General features: G+C 64.5%; 13 protein-coding genes. 7 read left to right on the forward strand and 6 right to left on the reverse strand.

The window, feature by feature from the left end; translation table 11 throughout:
- Window positions 1-24: 24 nt before the first annotated feature.
- On the reverse strand, window positions 25-1038 hold the full coding sequence (locus AC0L27_RS25355; RefSeq protein ID WP_354209504.1) for an LLM class flavin-dependent oxidoreductase: 1014 nt from the start codon (window positions 1036-1038) through the stop codon (window positions 25-27).
- 391 nt (window positions 1039-1429) lie between these two features.
- On the opposite strand from AC0L27_RS25355, the gene metF reads away from it, so the two are divergent.
- The 4 genes from metF (at window position 1430) to AC0L27_RS25375 (ending at window position 8703) form a co-directional block, all read left to right on the forward strand.
- On the forward strand, window positions 1430-2350 hold the full coding sequence (metF, locus tag AC0L27_RS25360) for a methylenetetrahydrofolate reductase [NAD(P)H] (protein WP_354209505.1): 921 nt from the start codon (window positions 1430-1432) through the stop codon (window positions 2348-2350).
- A 6-nt stretch (window positions 2351-2356) separates the two neighbouring features.
- The gene (metH, locus tag AC0L27_RS25365; protein WP_473320623.1) at window positions 2357-6220 is read left to right on the forward strand and encodes a methionine synthase; all 3864 of its coding nucleotides are present in this window, start codon (window positions 2357-2359) and stop codon (window positions 6218-6220) included.
- A 603-nt stretch (window positions 6221-6823) separates the two neighbouring features.
- Window positions 6824-7612, forward strand: coding sequence for a hypothetical protein (locus AC0L27_RS25370; protein WP_354062966.1), 789 nt, complete (start codon window positions 6824-6826; stop codon window positions 7610-7612).
- 83 nt (window positions 7613-7695) lie between these two features.
- Window positions 7696-8703, forward strand: coding sequence for a DUF3592 domain-containing protein (locus tag AC0L27_RS25375; protein ID WP_473320625.1), 1008 nt, complete (start codon window positions 7696-7698; stop codon window positions 8701-8703).
- Window positions 8704-8899: 196 nt separating this feature from the next.
- On the opposite strand, the gene AC0L27_RS25380 is transcribed toward AC0L27_RS25375, so the two are convergent.
- Complete coding sequence (locus tag AC0L27_RS25380; RefSeq protein WP_354209508.1) at window positions 8900-9529, reverse strand: glutathione S-transferase family protein; 630 nt, start codon at window positions 9527-9529, stop codon at window positions 8900-8902.
- A 154-nt stretch (window positions 9530-9683) separates the two neighbouring features.
- On the opposite strand from AC0L27_RS25380, the gene AC0L27_RS25385 reads away from it, so the two are divergent.
- Window positions 9684-10631 (forward strand): threonine/serine dehydratase, encoded by a 948-nt coding sequence (locus AC0L27_RS25385; protein ID WP_354209509.1) that lies wholly within the window; start codon window positions 9684-9686, stop codon window positions 10629-10631.
- 128 nt (window positions 10632-10759) lie between these two features.
- Here AC0L27_RS25385 and AC0L27_RS25390 read toward each other — a convergent pair whose 3' ends face one another.
- Both AC0L27_RS25390 and glpK read right to left on the reverse strand, forming a co-directional pair.
- Window positions 10760-11353, reverse strand: a complete 594-nt coding sequence (locus AC0L27_RS25390) for a GNAT family N-acetyltransferase (protein WP_354209510.1) — start codon at window positions 11351-11353, stop codon at window positions 10760-10762.
- 190 nt (window positions 11354-11543) lie between these two features.
- On the reverse strand, window positions 11544-13049 hold the full coding sequence (gene glpK / locus AC0L27_RS25395; RefSeq protein ID WP_354209511.1) for a glycerol kinase GlpK: 1506 nt from the start codon (window positions 13047-13049) through the stop codon (window positions 11544-11546).
- Window positions 13050-13245: 196 nt separating this feature from the next.
- Between glpK and AC0L27_RS25400 the strand changes: the two genes are divergently transcribed.
- Window positions 13246-14604 carry an MBOAT family O-acyltransferase gene (locus AC0L27_RS25400; RefSeq protein WP_354256212.1) on the forward strand — a complete coding sequence of 453 codons (1359 nt, stop codon included), beginning with the start codon at window positions 13246-13248 and terminating at the stop codon, window positions 14602-14604.
- Window position 14605: 1 nt separating this feature from the next.
- A complete protein-coding gene (locus AC0L27_RS25405; RefSeq protein WP_275172313.1) occupies window positions 14606-15499 on the forward strand; it encodes a hypothetical protein in 894 nt (297 codons plus the stop codon).
- A 14-nt stretch (window positions 15500-15513) separates the two neighbouring features.
- On the opposite strand, the gene AC0L27_RS25410 is transcribed toward AC0L27_RS25405, so the two are convergent.
- Window positions 15514-16287 (reverse strand): SDR family NAD(P)-dependent oxidoreductase, encoded by a 774-nt coding sequence (locus AC0L27_RS25410; RefSeq protein WP_275172314.1) that lies wholly within the window; start codon window positions 16285-16287, stop codon window positions 15514-15516.
- A 157-nt stretch (window positions 16288-16444) separates the two neighbouring features.
- Window positions 16445-17587, reverse strand: a complete 1143-nt coding sequence (pimD, locus tag AC0L27_RS25415; RefSeq protein ID WP_354209513.1) for a pimeloyl-CoA dehydrogenase small subunit — start codon at window positions 17585-17587, stop codon at window positions 16445-16447.
- Window positions 17588-17623 lie beyond the last annotated feature (36 nt).

A 17623-nucleotide genomic window follows, 5' to 3' on the forward strand; every position in this document is an offset into this window, starting at 1 on the left:
GCGAGGCGCAGGGGCACGAGTGCCTTATCCGACCGCCTTAAGCCCGAACGCCTCCGCCAGCAGCGAATAGGATTTCTTTCGCGCCTCGTGATCATACACGGCGGTGATCACCATCAACTCGTCCGGCTTGCTCGCATCGATCAACGGCTGGAGCGTTGTCCGCACGGTTGCCGGGCTGCCGACGAACAGACGGGAACGGTTGCGCCGCATCGAGGTGCGCTCCGAGTCGGTATAGGGATAGGCCAGCGCTTCTTCGACGCTCGGCAACGGAAGATACTGGCCGCGATCGCGGCGCAGGCGGTTGAGGTCGAAAGACGCGGCGAGCTTTTCGGCTTCCTCATCCGTGTCGGCCGTGATGACGGCGACCGCGAGGATCGCGCGCGGGCTCGCGCTCCAGGCCGAGGGCTGAAAACGATTGCGATAATGCACCATCGCATCGATCGCATCGTGGGACGCAAAATGATGCGCGAATGCGAAGCCCATGCCGACCTGCGCGGCGAGCTCCGACGAATAATCGCTCGAGCCGAGCAGCCAGATCGGCGGCAACGGCGTATCGTCGGGCATCGCGACGACGTTGTGGTAGGGATGGCCCGAGGGGAATTCCCGGGTCTGCCACAGGATCAATTCGTGCAGCCGCTCCAGGAAATCGTCGCCTTCGCGACGGTCGAGCCGGCTGCGCAGCGCATAGGCCGTGGCACCGTCGGTGCCGGGGGCGCGACCGAGGCCGAGATCGATGCGGCCGGGAAACAACGCCTCCAGCATCTTGAAGCGCTCGGCCACGACCAGCGGCGCGTGATTGGGCAGCATCACGCCGCCGGAGCCGACGCGGATGTGCTTCGTCACCGCCGCGATCTGCCCGATCATCACGTCGGGCGCTGGACTCGCGACCGAGGCGAGGTTGTGATGCTCGGCGAGCCAGTAGCGGACATAGCCGAGCCCGTCGACATGGCGCGCCAGGTCGATGCTGTTGCGCAGCGCCGCGGCGGGCATTGTGCTTGTTGTGACGACGGAGAGGTCGAGGACTGAGAGCGGGATCATCGCGCGCTAAGGTAGCGGAGGGCGGCGCAGCGGCAATGGCAGGGCGCGCAGGTCTGACGTGCAGGCCAGGGGCTCGCGCGACTTCGCCGCGGCGTTGGGACAGAGGTCACGCTGATATCGCAATTTTCATACTGCCCACCTCACGATCTCGTGTCAAGTAGCCCCACATCACCATTATACACCTGATATATCTATAGTTTCAACTGACTGCTCTCATCCCACCTCTATCTGAATCTGCAGGTAATTTTCTATTGTCTAAATGAAAGTGGGCAATTTCCCATCCCTGATGGGCTGTCGAGTGCGACCGCTTTGGCTTATCTTGACCTCTCCCAATCTAGACCTGACCGCCGGCCGCCAACGACCCTGCGAGCCCTTGGAGTGAGTGGTGCCCATGACTGACGCGACGATGCCTGCCCATACCGACGGGCAAGACGGGCACCTGAAGCGGCCTGCGATTTCGTTCGAGTTCTTTCCGCCCAAGACGGAAGATATGGAGCGCAATCTCTGGGACACCATCAACCGGCTGGCCCCGCTCGACCCGAAATTCGTCTCGGTGACCTATGGCGCCGGCGGCTCGACCCGTGAGCGCACCCACGCGACCATCTCGCGCATCCTCAAGGAGACTGCGCTGCTGCCGGCGGCGCATCTGACCTGCGTCGGCGCCTCGCGCGGGGAGATCGACGAGATCGTCGACCGCTATCACGAGGTCGGCGTCCGCCACATCGTCGGCCTGCGCGGCGATCCCGCGGGCGGCATCGGCACGGCCTATTCCAGCCATCCCGACGGCTACCAGAGCTCCGCCGACCTCGTCGCCGGCATCAAGAAGCGGCACGGCGATATCGAGGTGTCGGTCTCGGCATACCCTGAGAAGCACCCCGAGGCGCGCGACTTCGACGATGACATCGACACCCTGCAGGCCAAGGTCGATGCGGGCGCGACCCGCGCGATCACGCAGGTGTTCTTCGATAACGAGCTCTATTTCCGTTATCTCGACCGCGTGCGCGCGCGCGGGATCAACATCCCGATCGTGCCGGGCATCATGCCCATGCATAATTTCAAGCAGGCGCGAGCCTTCGTCACCCGCGCCGGCACCTCCGTGCCGGACTGGTTCGCCGCGAAGTTCGAGGGGCTCGACGAGGACGCCGAGACCCGCAAGCTGGTGGCGGCCACCGTCGCCGCCGGCCAGGTGCAGAAGCTCGCGAAGCACGGCGTCGACACCTTCCATTTCTACACCATGAACCGCGCCGATCTCGTGTTCGCGATCAGCCATTTGCTCGGCATTCGCGCCAAGAGCGCGCAGAAGGCGGCTTAAGACACCATGACCGTATCCACCTCTCCCAAGCGAACCGCCCTGCTCAACGCCGCGCGCGAGCGCATTCTCGTGCTCGACGGCGCCATGGGCACGATGATCCAGAATCTCCAGTTCGACGAGGTTGCCTTTCGCGGCGAGCGCTTCAAGACCTTCCATCGCGATTTGCGCGGCAACAACGACCTCTTGATCCTGACCCAGCCGCAGGCGATCGAGGACATCCACGCCGCCTATCTGCGTGCCGGCGCCGACATCGTCGCCACCAACACCTTCTCCACGACCTCGATTGCGCAGGCCGATTACGATCTCGGCGACATCGTCTACGAGATGGCGCGCGAAGGCGCCCGCCTCGCCGGCAACGCCGCGCGCCGCGTCGAAGCCGAGGACGGCAAGCCGCGCTTCGTCGCCGGCGCCATCGGACCGACCAACCGCACCGCGTCGATCTCGCCCGACGTTTCCAATCCCGGCTACCGCGCCGTCACGTTCGACGATCTGCGCAAATCCTATGGCGAGCAGATCAACGGCATGCTCGACGGCGGCGTCGATCTGCTGCTGGTCGAGACCATCTTCGACACGCTGAACGCCAAGGCGGCGCTTTACGCCATTGCCGAGATCACGGAAGAACGCGGCATCGACATGCCGGTGATGGTGTCGGGCACCATCACCGACAAGTCCGGCCGCCTGCTATCCGGCCAGCTGCCGGAAGCGTTCTGGCATTCGGTACAGCACGCCAAGCCCGTCACCATCGGCTTCAACTGCGCGCTCGGTGCGGAAGATCTGCGCGCGCATATCGCCGATATCGGCCGCGTCGCCGACACGCTCGTTTGTGCTTATCCCAATGCCGGCCTGCCCAACGAGTTCGGCCAGTATGACGAGACCCCGGAATACATGGCCCGCCTGGTCGGCGAGTTCGCGCGTGATGGTTTGGTCAACATCGTCGGCGGCTGCTGCGGCACCACGCCGGACCATATCGCTGCGATTGCCGCTGCGGTCGCGCCGCACAAGCCGCGCATCGTGCCGGAGATCGGACCTCGCTTGCGGCTCTCCGGCCTCGAGCCGTTCATCCTGACCGACGCCATTCCTTTCGTGAACGTCGGCGAGCGCACCAACGTCACCGGTTCCGCCCGCTTCCGCAAGCTGGTCACCGCCGGCGACTACACCGCCGCGCTGCAGGTCGCGCGCGACCAGGTCGAGAACGGCGCGCAGATCATCGACGTCAACATGGACGAGGGTCTCCTGGACTCGGAAGCCGCGATGGTGACCTTCCTCAACCTCGTCGCCGCCGAGCCCGACATCGCCCGCGTCCCCGTCATGGTCGACAGCTCGAAATTCTCTGTGATCGAGGCCGGCCTGAAATGCGTGCAGGGCAAGCCGGTCGTCAACTCGATCTCGATGAAGGAAGGCGAGGACAAATTCATTCACGAGGCCAGGATCGCCCGCCGTCACGGCGCGGCCGTCGTGGTGATGGCGTTCGACGAGGTCGGCCAGGCCGACACGTTCGCCCGCAAGACCGAGATCTGCAAGCGCGCCTACGACATCCTGGTGAACCGCGTCGGCTTCCCGCCGGAAGACATCATCTTCGATCCGAATATTTTCGCGATCGCGACCGGCATCGAGGAGCACAACAATTACGGGGTCGACTTCATCGAGGCGACGCGCTGGATCCGCAAGAACCTGCCGGGCGCGCACATTTCTGGCGGCGTGTCCAATCTGTCGTTCTCGTTCCGCGGCAACGAGCCGGTGCGCGAGGCGATGCACTCGGTGTTCCTGTATCACGCCATTAAGGCCGGCATGGACATGGGCATCGTCAATGCCGGGCAGATGATCGTCTATGACGACATCGATCCGGAATTGCGCCAGGTCTGCGAAGACGTCATTCTCAACCGCGACCCCGGTGCGTCCGAGCGTCTGCTGGCGCTCGCGGAACGATTCCGCGGCAACAAGACCCAGACCAAGGAAGCCGATCTCGCTTGGCGCGAATGGCCGGTGGCGAAGCGGCTGTCGCATTCGCTGGTGCACGGCATCACCGAGTTCATCGAGCAGGATACCGAAGAGGCCCGCAAGGCTTCGAAGCGCCCGCTCGACGTGATCGAGGGACCGTTGATGGCCGGCATGAACGTGGTCGGCGATCTCTTCGGTGACGGCAAGATGTTCCTGCCGCAGGTGGTGAAGTCGGCCCGCGTGATGAAGCAGGCCGTCGCCTGGCTGATGCCGTTCATGGAAGAGGAGAAGGCGCGCAATCTCGCCAACGGCATCGGCACGGAAGGCTCCTCGTCCGCCGGCAAGATCGTGCTCGCGACCGTCAAGGGCGACGTCCACGACATCGGCAAGAACATCGTCGGCATCGTGCTCCAGTGCAACAATTACGAGGTCATCGACCTCGGCGTGATGGTGCCGGCGGCCAAGATCGTCGAGACCGTGAAGGCGGAGAAGGCCGACATCGTCGGGCTGTCAGGCCTGATCACGCCATCGCTCGACGAGATGGCGTTCTTCGCCGGCGAATTGCAGCGCGAAGGCCTCAAGCTGCCGCTGTTGATCGGCGGCGCGACGACGAGCCGCGTGCATACGGCCGTGAAGATCGACCCGAGCTATCGCGCCGGCCCCGTGGTGCATGTCAACGACGCCAGCCGCGCGGTTGGTGTTGCGTCTGCTCTGCTGTCGCCCGAGAGGCGCGAGGCCTACGCCGCCGAAGTCCGCGCCGAATACGCAAAGATCTCGGATGCGCATATGCGCGCCCAGGCCGACAAGAAGCGGCTGAAGCTGGCGACCGCCCGCGCCAACCGCGTGCCGGTCGACTTTGCCGCGAACAAGCCGGTGAAGCCGACCTTCCTCGGCACCAGGAGCTTTGACGACTACGATCTCGCCGAGCTCGTGCCCTATATTGACTGGACGCCGTTCTTCCAGACCTGGGAGCTCGCCGGGCGCTTCCCCGCCATCCTCGACGATGCCAAGGTCGGCGAGGTCGCGCGCTCGCTCTACGACGACGCGCGCAAGATGCTCGACCTGATCGTCGAGGAAAAATGGTTCCGGGCGCGGGCCACCGTCGGCTTCTGGCCGGCGAACGCCGAGGGCGACGACATCGTGCTCTATGCCGACGAGAGCCGGACCAGGACGATCGCGACGCTGCACACGCTGCGCCAGCAGCTCGAGAAGCGCGAGGGCCGTTTCAACGCCGCGCTGTCCGACTTCGTCGCGCCTGCCACCACCGGCGTGCCCGATTATGTCGGCGGCTTCGTCGTCACCGCCGGCATCGGCGAGGATGTGGTGGCCGATCGATTCAAGATGGCCAATGACGACTACTCCTCGATCCTGTGCAAGGCGCTGGCCGACCGCCTTGCGGAGGCCTTCGCCGAGCGCATGCATGCCCGCGTCCGCCGCGAGTTCTGGGCCTATGCGCCGGACGAGGCGCTCTCGACCGACGAGTTGATCCTAGAAAAGTACCAGGGCATCCGTCCCGCCCCCGGCTATCCCGCGCAGCCCGATCACACCGAGAAGGCCACGCTGTTCGAACTGCTCGACGCCGAGAAAACCGCAGGCGTGAAGCTGACCGAGAGCTTTGCGATGTGGCCGGGCTCTTCCGTGTCGGGGCTCTATCTCGCCAGTCCCGAGAGCTATTATTTCGGCGTCGGCAAGATCGAGCGCGACCAGGTCGAGGATTATGCCGCGCGCAAGGGCATGAGCGTCGCCGAGGCCGAGCGCTGGCTCGCGCCGATCCTGAACTACATCCCGGTGCGAGAGGGCGCGAGCGACAAGGCGGCATTCGCGGCAACGCCTGCGAACGACGAGACGTCGAAGGAGCTTGCCTCGCATCCGCCGGGCTGCATCTGCGCGGTGCATTTGGTCTGGCAGAAGAAGCGCGCGGGCGCGGGTTAGGCGCCTCCAAACAAAAAGCGAAAATCAACCCCATGCACAGTAGACATGAGGTTGAAAAGGCTCAATCATTTTCGGTCTTGCCGAAATGGCTTGCGGCGTCGGGCAAAACACCTGTATGAATGCATGATCGCCGACCGCGCCCGTTTGACACTCGCTGCCTCGTCCGTCGCGATCATGGGCGCGTGCCACACGTTCGGTGTCGTCCGTTCGGTGTCGTCCTGGCGAAGGCCAAGACCCATACCGCGTGATTCATCGATGACGATCGCTGGCAATACCGAACGACCAATCTTCGCCAAGTGACCCGGTGGGGGTAATGGGTCCCGGCTTTCGCCAGGACGACGGTGCAGCAAATGCTCAACCTGTACCGGAACGACGCAACACATCGAACAGCTGCAGATGCGCCCTCGCAAGAATCGGACGCGTGTGAACTCGTTCACTTGTCCGCTCAACCTTGGTTCGCTACTCTCTCGGCCTACTACCTTCAACCGACGATTTGCTTGGGATCGAACATATGAAGCAGTTCATTGCACCGTTCGTCGCCGCGATCGCTCTCGTCGTGCTGCCCACGATTGCCGCGGCGGACTGTCCGAAAGGCTATGTGCCATGCGGCGAGAAAAATCAGTTGTGCTGCCCGGGAAAGTAGCAAGCCGCAAATGGCTTTGGCTCGGTAGCGGGGTCTTTGTCGCGATCGGCCTCGTGATGGTCGCGGTCTTTGTCGGCTTCCCGCGAAAGAAGCAAACCATCACGGCCATCCTCTCCGAGACCGGATATTTCGAGGTGGTGCCGCCAAGCACGTTCGGCGGCCCCGGCACGATCAACACGATCGAGTATCTCAGCAACGGCCGGCTGGAGCTGCATCCGACTTGCGAGGTCGATCCAACGCTGCTGACCGGCAAGATCCAGAAATCGCGGACCGTCGACCGGGACCTGAAGCAGTCGCTTGAGAAAAAGCTCGACGTGTCGGCCCAGGTCAGGGACAAGCTGTCGGCTGTCGCCGGAATGCAGCAGGTCGAGGCCGTCAACCTCAAGCTCGAGAACGCCAACATTCTGCTGATATCGGACGAGTCGCTGATCTCTGCCCGCAACGCCTTGCTCAAGGCCGAGTGTGAGGACGCGGTCACCCAGAACGTTTCGAGCGGCGCCGTCGTGTGCCAGACGCGGTCCGTGCTGGAGGCCGACGTCGTCTACGAGATCAAATATCAGAATACGATTTCGATGGAGGAGCGGGCCAAACTGACATCCGAGATCGCGACGAAGCTCGATCTTGACGTCCATGAGGGGGCGAACGACAAGGTCTCCGGCTCCCAATTGTTCTTTGGCATCAGACTGTCGCCAAATCCGATCGTGATGCACTCTGCCTCGGGCGAGATCAAGCCCTGCACGAGGAGATAAAATCCGCGCCGTCCCCCTGCCATGAACGCAACGCGCGCTGGCTGCGACCAATGGCGGTCGCCGCCGAAGCGCAGGGGAATCGGATGCTGAACGCCCAACAATTGATGTGGACCCAGATTGCCGCCGGCGTCGCCGTGCTGCTGTTTGGATTGACGCTGTTCAATCTGGTCCGCATGTGGGGCCGGATGGTCGCGGTGCGGAGCTGGGACAGAGTGGAGGGCATCATCACGGTTTCCCGGGTTGACCAGCCGGCGGCACACGGCTCGGACGATCGGAATGACGCCAAGCCCATCATCCGCTATCGCTATCAGGCCGGCGGCCAGGAGCTGGAAGGCGACAAGGTCTTTGTCGGCGGCACCGTCATCACGACAAGGGTCCTGGCCGCAAAACTGACCGGACGATATCCGGTCGGTGCCCATGTCGACGTCCATGTCGATCCGAAGCAACCGACCGAGGCGCTGCTGGAGCCCGCCGCCGCGCAGAACGTCGCGGCACTGGTGGCGTTCACAATGGTGTTCGGCATCATCGCCGCCACCCTGACCGTGCATTCGTTCGCAGGCCACGTGCTCTACGCCGACAAGGGCGTCCCGCTATTCGCGTTCGCGGTGCCGATCATCGTGCTCGTGGGCGGGGTGTTCCTCGCCGCCGATTATGTCCGGACGCGCCGGCTGGCGAGCGCCAGCCTGCGCTGGCCGACCGCGTCGGGCAGGGTCATCCATTGCGACGTGATCGAGGAAATCGTCGAAGAGAAGACCGAGCACGACAATCGACCGACGACGTCAAAGCTCGTCCCCCGCTATCAGGTCGACCTGCGCTACGCCTACAGGGTCGGCAAGCGCGACTTCATCGGCACCGAAGTCGATTGGAACGGCACCATGATCTCCGGCCTGCGCGAGGTCGCCGAAGAGGGCGCGGCGAAATACCGGCCCGGGAAGAGCGTTAAGGTCTATTACGATCCGGACCGGCCGGGGCAGGCCGTGCTGGAGCCCGCAAGCCGGAAAGGCGCGCTGGGGCCGCTGATCGGTGCCGCGGTCTGCGCGGTCGTCGGCGGCCTGTTCCTGATGATCCTGATCAAGGTCGGGTTCGCGTAGCGGCGCCGCGACGCGTCGTCTGTCGATCGAGTGCAAAGGCGGCGCCACACTCTCCGTCATTGCGAGCAAAGCGAAGCAATCCAGACTCTCTCAGCTGTCGACAGACTGGATTGCTTCGTCGCTTCGCTCCTCGCATGACGAGCTTGGGGCGCAAGCTTTCCATTCGGTCGGCGCCGCCGCCCGCATGCAAGCGGATTCACCCTTTCGGCGGTGCCAGCGGTTGCACGATCTCCCGGAACGGCGCCAGCGCCTCGCAAGCGTCGGCGTGCGCCGACAGCGCCGGATAGCGCGACGGTTCGAACAGAAGCGGGTGCGCCTCGCGGGTGAAGCGGACGACGCAGGCCACCGCGATGTCGGCGTGACCGATGCGATCACCCAACCAGTACGGCGTGCCCACCTTGGCGCGCTCGGCCTCCAGCGCTTTCAGCACGTCCGCGATCTGCGCCTGGCAACGCTCGACCCACAGCGCAAGCTGCTCCTTCCGCAACACGCGCTCGTAGAGCAGACTGACCGCCTTGTCACCGAGGCCGGAAGCGAGCGCGCAGATCCGCAAATGGCGCCGGCGCTCGGCGCCGGAGCGCGGCAGCATCGCCTTCTCCGGCCCTACCAATTCGTCGAGATAGTCCAGGATGACCGTGCTCTCGATCAGCGCCTCGCCGTCGTCGAGCACCAGCGTCGGCACGCGTCGCAGCGGATTATAGGGCGCGATCTTGTCGGCGTCGCCGAAGGTCGACCACGGCCGGTGCTCGAAGGCGAGCCCGTAAAGCCGCAGCGCGATCGCGACGCGGCGGACGAAGGGGGAATCATATTGGCCGATCAGGAACATGGTTATGCGCTCTTCTGGCTTTGGACGAGGCAGGGCCGATCAGTTTCCACGGCAAGGCCGCAGTAGCGCAAGCAAAATCATGGAAGTGGAGCATTGCGCCGGATGCAACGGCGCCGCGACAGCGTCTCCCGGATGCGCTATCAAGGACGGCATCATGACAGCAACAATGGACATTAATCGGGAGCGGATCGCGGTGACCGAGGCCGTCATCCGCCCGCACATCCGGCGCACGCCACTCCTCCAGGCCGATCTCGCCGATTTTGGCCTGCCGGCTTCACCCGTCATTTTCAAGCTCGAGATGCTGCAGCATTCCGGATCGTTCAAGGCGCGCGGCGCCTTCGCCAACCTGCTGTTGCGCCAGTTGCCGGAGGCCGGTGTCGTCGCCGCATCGGGCGGCAATCACGGCGCGGCGGTGGCTTATGCGGCGCAGCGGCTCGGCGTTCCCGTCACGATCTTCGTGCCCGACATCACCTCGCCGGCCAAGGCCGAGCGCATCAAAGGCTATGGCGCGAAACTCGTGATTGCGGGCAGCCGTTATGCCGACGCGCTCGCCGCAAGCGAAACCCACGTCGCGCAGACCGGCGCCATGGCCGTGCATGCCTACGACCAGGTCGAGACCTTGCTCGGCCAGGGCAGCGTCGGCATGGAGCTGGAGCAGGATGCAGCGGGCATCGACACGGTGCTGGTGGCAGTCGGCGGCGGCGGCCTGATCGGTGGTATGGCAGCCTGGAGTGCCGGCAGGACGCGCATCGTCGCGGTCGAGCCGGAGCAATCGCCAACGCTTCACGCCGCCTTCGCGGCGGGCGCGCCGATCGATGCGCCCGCGGGTGGCATCGCCGCCGATAGTCTCGCCCCGCGACGTGTCGGACAATTGATGTTTCCGATTGCGCGGGCCCACGTCGAAAAGGTCGTGCTGGTCACCGACGATGCGATCAGGCAGGCGCAGGCGGCATTGTGGTCGAGCCTGCGCCTGGTGGCCGAGCCTGGTGGCGCGGCCGCATTTGCCGCCTTGCTCTCCGGTCGCTATCGTCCCTCACCCGGCGAGCGGGTCGCGGTGCTGATCTGCGGCGCCAACACCACGGCAGTCAATTTCAACAGCTAGCGAGCTTCGCGGTGCCGGCGCTCCGTCATTGCGAGCGCAGCGAAGCATCCAGTATCTTTCCACGGAAACAGTCTGGATTGCTTCGTCGCAAGGGCTCCTCGCAATGACGGTGGGGAGGCAGCTGCGCACTAGCCGATGATCGGCACATGCTTCGCCGCCGTTCGCGGAGCGGCGCCATCGAGGCGCGGATCGTCGGCAATCTCGATCTGGCGGCGGAACGGGCGGAAGCCGGAGCGCTGGTAGAATGCAACGGCGGACGGATGATCGAAGGTGCAGGTGTGCACCCAGACGCGGGACAGGTCGCGTGACCACGCGATTTCAAGTGCACGGTTCATCATAAAGCGGGCGGCACCGCTCCCGATCAGTTTTGCGGTGACACCGAAATACACGAGCTCGCACTGGCCGGCTTCGCGAAAGTCCAGCTCCAGCAGGCCTTCATCGCGGCCGTCCAAGACAAGCGCATAGACCTCGACGCCCGGTGCGTGGATGATTGCGGCGAGCTCGGCGTCGTGCATGCGCGTCCGCGAAAACCACAACCACTCCTCGCCGACGCGGCGATGGAGGTCGCGATACCAATGAAGCGCGTGGGTATCGACCTTGCGCAGGATCCAGGCGCCGGGCGAATCGTCACGGCGCGGAGGGGGCGTGGTCATCTCGAGATGGGTGACGACGGCAGCGATCTTGCCGGGGGAAATGTCGGAATAACCGTCGGGGAGGATCATTGCGTTCCTGTAGCGCGGAGTGCGACTTACGCATTCTATGTCGTCCCGGCGAAGGCCGGGACCCATAACCACAGGGAGTGGTTTGGCGAAGATTGGTCGTTCGGGATTGGCACTAGCCGCAATCGATAGACCTCGCGGTATGGGTCCCGGCCCCCCGTGCGCAATTGCGCACTAGGCCGGGACGACTAAGCTACCCCTCGCCCTCATCGCTCGCGAGCACGCCCTTCACCGCCCTCGCCCAGCCCGCCAGCTTCCGCTCGCGCGTCGCCTGGCTCATGTTCGGCTTGAAGCGGTGCTCGAGGCGCCAGTTGTCGGCGAACTTGGTCGGTTCGGGATAGACGCCGGCCTGGAGGCCGGCGAGATAGGCGGCGCCCAGTGCCGTCGTCTCCTGGATCACGGGGCGATCGACCGGCGCGTCGAGCAGGTCGGCGAGGCGCTGCATGGTCCAGTCGGACGCGGTCATGCCGCCGTCGACGCGGAGCACGACGCTGGCCACCTCCGAGCTCGGCCAGTCGGCGCGCATCGCGGCCCAGAGATCAAACGTCTGGTAGCAGACGCTTTCGAGCGCGGCGTGGGCAAGCTCGGCCGGGCCGGTGTTGCGGGTGAGGCCGAACAGCGCGCCGCGCACGCGCGGATTCCAGTACGGCGCGCCCATGCCGACGAAGGCCGGGACGAGATAGACGCTCTGCATGGAGTCCGACTGATCGGCAAGAGGTCCGGTCTCGGCCGCGTGCTTGATGATGCCGAGGCCGTCGCGCAGCCACTGCACCGCGGAGCCCGCGACGAAGATCGAGCCTTCGAGCGCGTAGGTGCGTTTGCCACCGAGCTGGTAGGCGATGGTGGTGAGCAGCTTGTTCTTCGAAGCCACGGGCGTAGTGCCGGTGTTGAGCAGGGCGAAGCAGCCGGTGCCGTAAGTCGACTTCATCATGCCCGGACGGAAGCAGGCCTGGCCGATGGTCGCGGCCTGCTGGTCGCCGGCGATGCCGGAGATCGCAATCGCGCCGCCGAACAGGTCCGGCGTGCTCTCGCCGAAACGGGCGGAGGAATCCTTCACCTCGGGCAGCATCGAGCGCGGCACCCCGATGATCTCCAAGAGCTCGTCGTCCCACTGGCCGGTGTGGATGTTGAACAGCAGCGTGCGCGAGGCGTTGGTGGCGTCGGTGGCATGCACCTTGCCGCCGGTGAGGCGCCACAGCAGATAGCAATCGACGGTGCCGAACATCAATTCGCCGCGCGCGGCACGCGCACGCGCGCCGGGGACGTGGTCGAGAATCCAGGCGACCTTGGTGCCGGAGAAATAGGGATCGATGATCAGGCCGGTCTTCTGCGAGATCACCGGCTCGCGGCCGTCAGCTTTCAGTTTCGCGCAGATGTCGGCGGTGCGGCGGTCCTGCCAGACGATGGCGCGATGCACGGCCTGCCCGGTGGCGCGGTCCCACACCACGGTGGTCTCGCGCTGGTTGGTGATGCCGATCGCGGCAATGTCCTTTGCGCTGATGCCGGCCTGCGCGATCGCGTCGCGGCAGACCGTCACGGTCGAGATCCAGATGTCCTCCGGCTCGTGCTCGACCCAGCCCGAGGCGGGGAAATGCTGCGGAAACTCGGCCTGCGCCTTCGCGGCAATGGAAATGTCGCCGCGAAACACGATCGCGCGCGAGGAGGTGGTGCCCTGGTCGATGGCGAGGACGAAAGACATGGCGGCGAACCTTGATGTTTTCTTTGGCGTTGTCTTTGACGTTGTCCCGTGAGGGGATCATTGTGTCGGCCCAAAAAGGAGCGGATTGGAGGCGGAAGGTCAAGCCCACCGCGCTCGTCGGGCCAAGCGGCGCGTGCGGAGGGGCTAGGACAGAGAATGCGAAAATGCTACATGCCGGGCGGGCAAATGGGGCGGCATGACCTTCACGTCTTTTCAGTTCGGCATCTTCGTCGCGATCGTGTTCGGCGTCTATTACCTGCCTTCACTGCGCGGTTTCCAGGTCCCGCTGCTCGTCCTCGCAAGCGTGTTCTTCTATGGCTTCGGTCAGCCCGAGCTGCTGCCGCTGCTGCTCGTCGCGGTCCTCGGCACCTATCTCTGCCTCGTGCTTGCGTTTGATAACCGAACTTTCTGGATGCCGGCCGGCATCGTTTTCAATCTCGGCCTGCTGGCGTTCTTCAAATACAAGTTCCTGTTCGTTGACGCCGCCGCGGCCCATCTCACCAGCGTCGGGCCGATCGACTTCCTGCTGCGGCTGCCGCTGCCGATCGGCATCTCGTTCTTCGCGTTCCACAACATCAGCCTGTTGGTCGACCTGACGCGCGAGAAACGCACCGTCCGCTTGCGCGAGGTGTTCCTCTACATCATCTTCTTCCCGCAGCTCGTGTCCGGCCCGATCACGCGCGCGGCCCAGTTCATGCCGCAGATCATTCCCAAGCGGCTTGGTGACGTCGCCTTCGTCGAGGCCGCGAAGTGGATCCTGGTCGGCTATTTTTTCAAGCTGTATGTGGCGAACAATCTCAACGAGATGACGTCCTACATGGACTTCCCGCTCTACGAGACGCTGCGCACGCAGGATCGCTGGCTGCTGGTGTTTCTCTACAGCTACCAGATCTACGCCGATTTCTTCGGCTACTCGGCGATTGCGCTCGGCCTCGGCCTGCTGTTCGGCTATCGCCTGCCCGTGAACTTCAACCTGCCCTACATCTCGACCTCATTCTCTGAGTTCTGGACGCGTTGGCACATCTCGTTGTCGAGCTGGCTCAGGACCTATTTGTACATTCCGCTCGGCGGCAACCGTCATGGACCGGGACGAACCTGTCTCAACCTGATGATCGTGATGACGCTTGGCGGACTCTGGCATGGTGCCAGCCTGAGCTACGCTCTGTGGGGCATGGCGCACGGGATCTTGCTCGTGATCGAACGACCGTTCCTGAAACTCATGGGCGATGGAAGCCCCGCGGTGCGGGTGATCCGGATGGGCATCGTCTTCTTCTGCGTCACGATGCTCTGGATCTTCTTCAAGCTGCCGAACTTCGACCACGCGCTCAGCTATCTCAAGGGAATGTTCATGGCGACGGACGCGCCCAATCCGCCAAAACTGTTCACCAATCTGGCTTTGCTCTATGCCTTGCCTGTTATCATCCAGCATGCGGGCATCGGCGCGCTGATCGAAGGCCGGTTGCGGCGATGGGAGCCCTATCTCTATGGCGCGCTCGCAGCGCTTGCCTGTCTCGAAGCGGGGCCCGACAGCACTTTCATCTACTTCCAGTTCTGACATGCCGCAGGATGTGACGCTTTCATGGCTGGTCAAGTGCGCTGCTGCTGCAACCGCGCTGCTGCTGGCCTGCGCCTTCACCACGGCGCGCTTCGGCTCGGCCCTGCAGCAGCCGGCGGTCACGACCCGCGGCGGCAGCCTCGTCAGCCTGAACCGCTATGTGCAGGATCCCACGCCTGAAGTCGTGCTGGTCGGCAGTTCGGTCGCCTGGCGTCTCAAGGAGGAGTATTTCTCGCCGCCGCGCGTCCGCAATCTTTCGTTGGCGGGCGGCTCGCCGGTGACAGGTCTCGAGATCGTCGCGAACCGGCCGAACCCGCCGAAGATTGTGCTGATCGAGACGAATGTCCTGACGCGCGAGTCGGACAGCGCGCTGATCGAGAAATTTTCCGGCGGCGCGCGCACGGAAGCGCTGCTGTTGCGCCCGGTGCGAACAGCGATCGCGGGCTATGAGACGTGGAAACACGGTGAACCTGATCCCGCCCGGGCGCGCGCCGAGCGGGATCGCCTGCTCAGCCAGCCGCCGGGCACGTTCGACAACAAGGTCTATCTCGACCGTGCGCTGGAGCAGATGAACGAAGCTGACCCGACCGTGCCGGTACGCGCGAATGTGGTTCGCATCAGGCAGCTCATTGACGAGCTCCAGCGGCGCGGCACCCGCGCGTTTCTGATCCATGTTCCCTTTGCGCCGGAAATCGAAGGCTCCCGCATGGTCCGGATCACCAACGAGATCGTCGACGAAGCTTTCCCGGATCGCGCGCTTTGGCTGCCGATCGATCCGCCGCGACGCGAGCTGCGTTGGGACGACGGCGTGCACCTCGACGAACGTTCGGCCCTGATCGTCGTACGCGCCATCGAAAGCGCCATCGAACGCACCTTGGCCGAGCGCCGCCCGTAGCAGAGGACCGGCGACTACGGCGCCGCCGTCGTCACGCCGCCGTCGATGACGATGGTCTGTCCGGTCATGAAGCTCGACGCATCGGAGGCGAGGTAGGCGACTGCGCCTGCGATTTCGTCGGGCTCGCCGATGCGGCGGAGCGGGGTGGTGGCGGTGCGGCGTTTCAGATTCGCTTCGTCTTCCCACAGCGCACGGGCGAAATCGGTCTTGACGAGGCCGGGCGCGATGCAATTGACGCGGACGCCTTTCGGGCCCCATTCGCCGGCGAGCGAACGGCACAATGCGAAGTCGGCGGCTTTCGAAATGCCGTAGGCGCCTATCACGGTCGAGCCGCGCAGGCCGCCGATCGAGGAGATGATGACGACGGAGCCGTTGCCGCGCTCGGCCATTTGCGGGATCGCCAGCGCGGAGAGCCAGATGTTGCTCTTGACGTTGCTGCCCATGATCTTGTCGAAGGCCTCGTCGGTGATGTCGAGCAGCGGGCCGTAATACGGGTTCACCGCGGCGTTGCAGACGAGGATGTCGATCTTGCCATAGTGCTTGGTCGCACCCGCGATCAGCGCCTCGACCTCTTGCTTGCGCGCGATGTTGCAGGGGATGACGGCGGCCTCGCCACCGGCCGCCTTGATGCCGTCGGCGACCTCCTGGCAGGCGTCCGCCTTGCGCGAGGAGACCACCACTTTGGCGCCGAGCTTTGCGAGCAGTTCGGCGGAGGAGCGGCCGATGCCGCGGCTGGAGCCGGTGACCACGGCGACCTTGCCGGTGAGATCGAACGGGGTGTTTTTCATTGTTGTTGCTCCCTCTTCTGATTCAGCTCGCTTGCTTCATCGTCATGGCCGGGCTTGTCCCGGCCATCCACGCCTTTGTCTCGCCGCCAAGCCGTGGATGCCCGGGACAAGCCCGGGCATGACGATCTTTATGCGGCTGCCGCCTCGCGATCCGGCACTAGATCAACCCGCCACCGTCCGCCACGCGGCGCTGGTGGTAGTCGGTGTCGCCGAACGAGTTCTCGATCATGGTCAGGCGCTTGAAGTAATGGCCGATCTTCGCCTCCATGGTCATGCCGATGCCGCCGTGGAGCTGGATCGCCTGCTGTCCCACGAACTTTAGCGACTTGCCGATCTGCACCTTGGCCGCGGCAACGGCGTTGCTGCGCTCCTTGGCGTCCTCGAAATCGGCAGCCATGGTCGCGAACATCGACATCGATCGCGCCTGCTCGGCGGCGACGAACATGTCGGAGGCGCGGTGCTGCAGCGACTGGAACGAGCCGATCGCGACACCGAACTGCTTGCGCGTCTTGATGTACTCGACCGTGGTCTTCAGCGACTCGTCCATCAGGCCGACCGCTTCGGCGCAGAGCGCGATGCGGGCTTCGTCGACCACACGCTCGATCAGCGCGAGCGAATCGTCGGGATTGCCGAGCGCCGCATCGGCACCGACCTCGACACCGGTGAAGGTGATGTCGGCGGCGTGCAGGCCGTCCTGGGTCGGGTACGACTTCTTGGCGACGCCCTTGGCATCGGCCGGCACCAGGAACACGCCGATGCCGCTCTTGTCGCGGCGCTCGCCCTTGGTGCGCGCGGTCACGATGAGGGTGTCTGCGTTCTCGCCGTTGAGCACGACGAACTTCTCGCCGTCGATGACCCAACCGTCGCCCTTCTTCTTCGCCGTCGTCGTGACGTCGAAGAGATCGTAGCGCGAGTTCTTCTCGAGCTGGGCAAAGGCGAGCGTCTTGCTGCCGTCGACGATGCCGGGCACATGCGCGGCCTTCTGCGCATCGCTGCCCGCATGGCGCAGGAAGCCGCCGCCGATCACGACGGTGGCGAGATAAGGCTCGAGCACCAGCGCCTTGCCGAGCGCTTCCATCACGATCATGGTCTCGACGCCGCCGCCGCCGAAGCCGCCATCGGCCTCCGCGAAGGGCAGACCGAGCAGGCCTTGCTCGGCGAGCTTGCCCCACACGGTTTTGCTCCAGCCGCCCTTCTCCTTCATGTACTTCTTGCGACTCTCGAAATCGTAGGAATCGGTCAAGAGGCCGTCGATGCTTTCCTTGAGAAGCCGTTGCTCCTCGTTCAGATCAAAATCCATGTTCTTTGCTCTCCGGTATCGATTTCGTCATGCCCG

It is taken from the genome of Bradyrhizobium sp. Ken51 (assembly GCF_055807435.1).

What these genes read in the sequence shown, in the direction of transcription:
- metH (WP_473320623.1), top strand. Translation starts at nt 2,357, where the DNA reads ATGACCGTATCCACCTCTCCCAAGCGAACCGCCCTGCTCAACGCCGCG.
- pimD (WP_354209513.1), bottom strand. Translation starts at nt 17,587, where the DNA reads ATGGATTTTGATCTGAACGAGGAGCAACGGCTTCTCAAGGAAAGCATC.
- AC0L27_RS25400 (WP_354256212.1), top strand. Translation starts at nt 13,246, where the DNA reads ATGACCTTCACGTCTTTTCAGTTCGGCATCTTCGTCGCGATCGTGTTC.
- AC0L27_RS25385 (WP_354209509.1), top strand. Translation starts at nt 9,684, where the DNA reads ATGACAGCAACAATGGACATTAATCGGGAGCGGATCGCGGTGACCGAG.
- AC0L27_RS25355 (WP_354209504.1), bottom strand. Translation starts at nt 1,038, where the DNA reads ATGATCCCGCTCTCAGTCCTCGACCTCTCCGTCGTCACAACAAGCACA.
- glpK (WP_354209511.1), bottom strand. Translation starts at nt 13,049, where the DNA reads ATGTCTTTCGTCCTCGCCATCGACCAGGGCACCACCTCCTCGCGCGCG.
- AC0L27_RS25390 (WP_354209510.1), bottom strand. Translation starts at nt 11,353, where the DNA reads ATGATCCTCCCCGACGGTTATTCCGACATTTCCCCCGGCAAGATCGCT.
- AC0L27_RS25375 (WP_473320625.1), top strand. Translation starts at nt 7,696, where the DNA reads ATGCTGAACGCCCAACAATTGATGTGGACCCAGATTGCCGCCGGCGTC.
- metF (WP_354209505.1), top strand. Translation starts at nt 1,430, where the DNA reads ATGACTGACGCGACGATGCCTGCCCATACCGACGGGCAAGACGGGCAC.
- AC0L27_RS25410 (WP_275172314.1), bottom strand. Translation starts at nt 16,287, where the DNA reads ATGAAAAACACCCCGTTCGATCTCACCGGCAAGGTCGCCGTGGTCACC.
- AC0L27_RS25405 (WP_275172313.1), top strand. Translation starts at nt 14,606, where the DNA reads ATGCCGCAGGATGTGACGCTTTCATGGCTGGTCAAGTGCGCTGCTGCT.
- AC0L27_RS25380 (WP_354209508.1), bottom strand. Translation starts at nt 9,529, where the DNA reads ATGTTCCTGATCGGCCAATATGATTCCCCCTTCGTCCGCCGCGTCGCG.
- AC0L27_RS25370 (WP_354062966.1), top strand. Translation starts at nt 6,824, where the DNA reads ATGCGGCGAGAAAAATCAGTTGTGCTGCCCGGGAAAGTAGCAAGCCGC.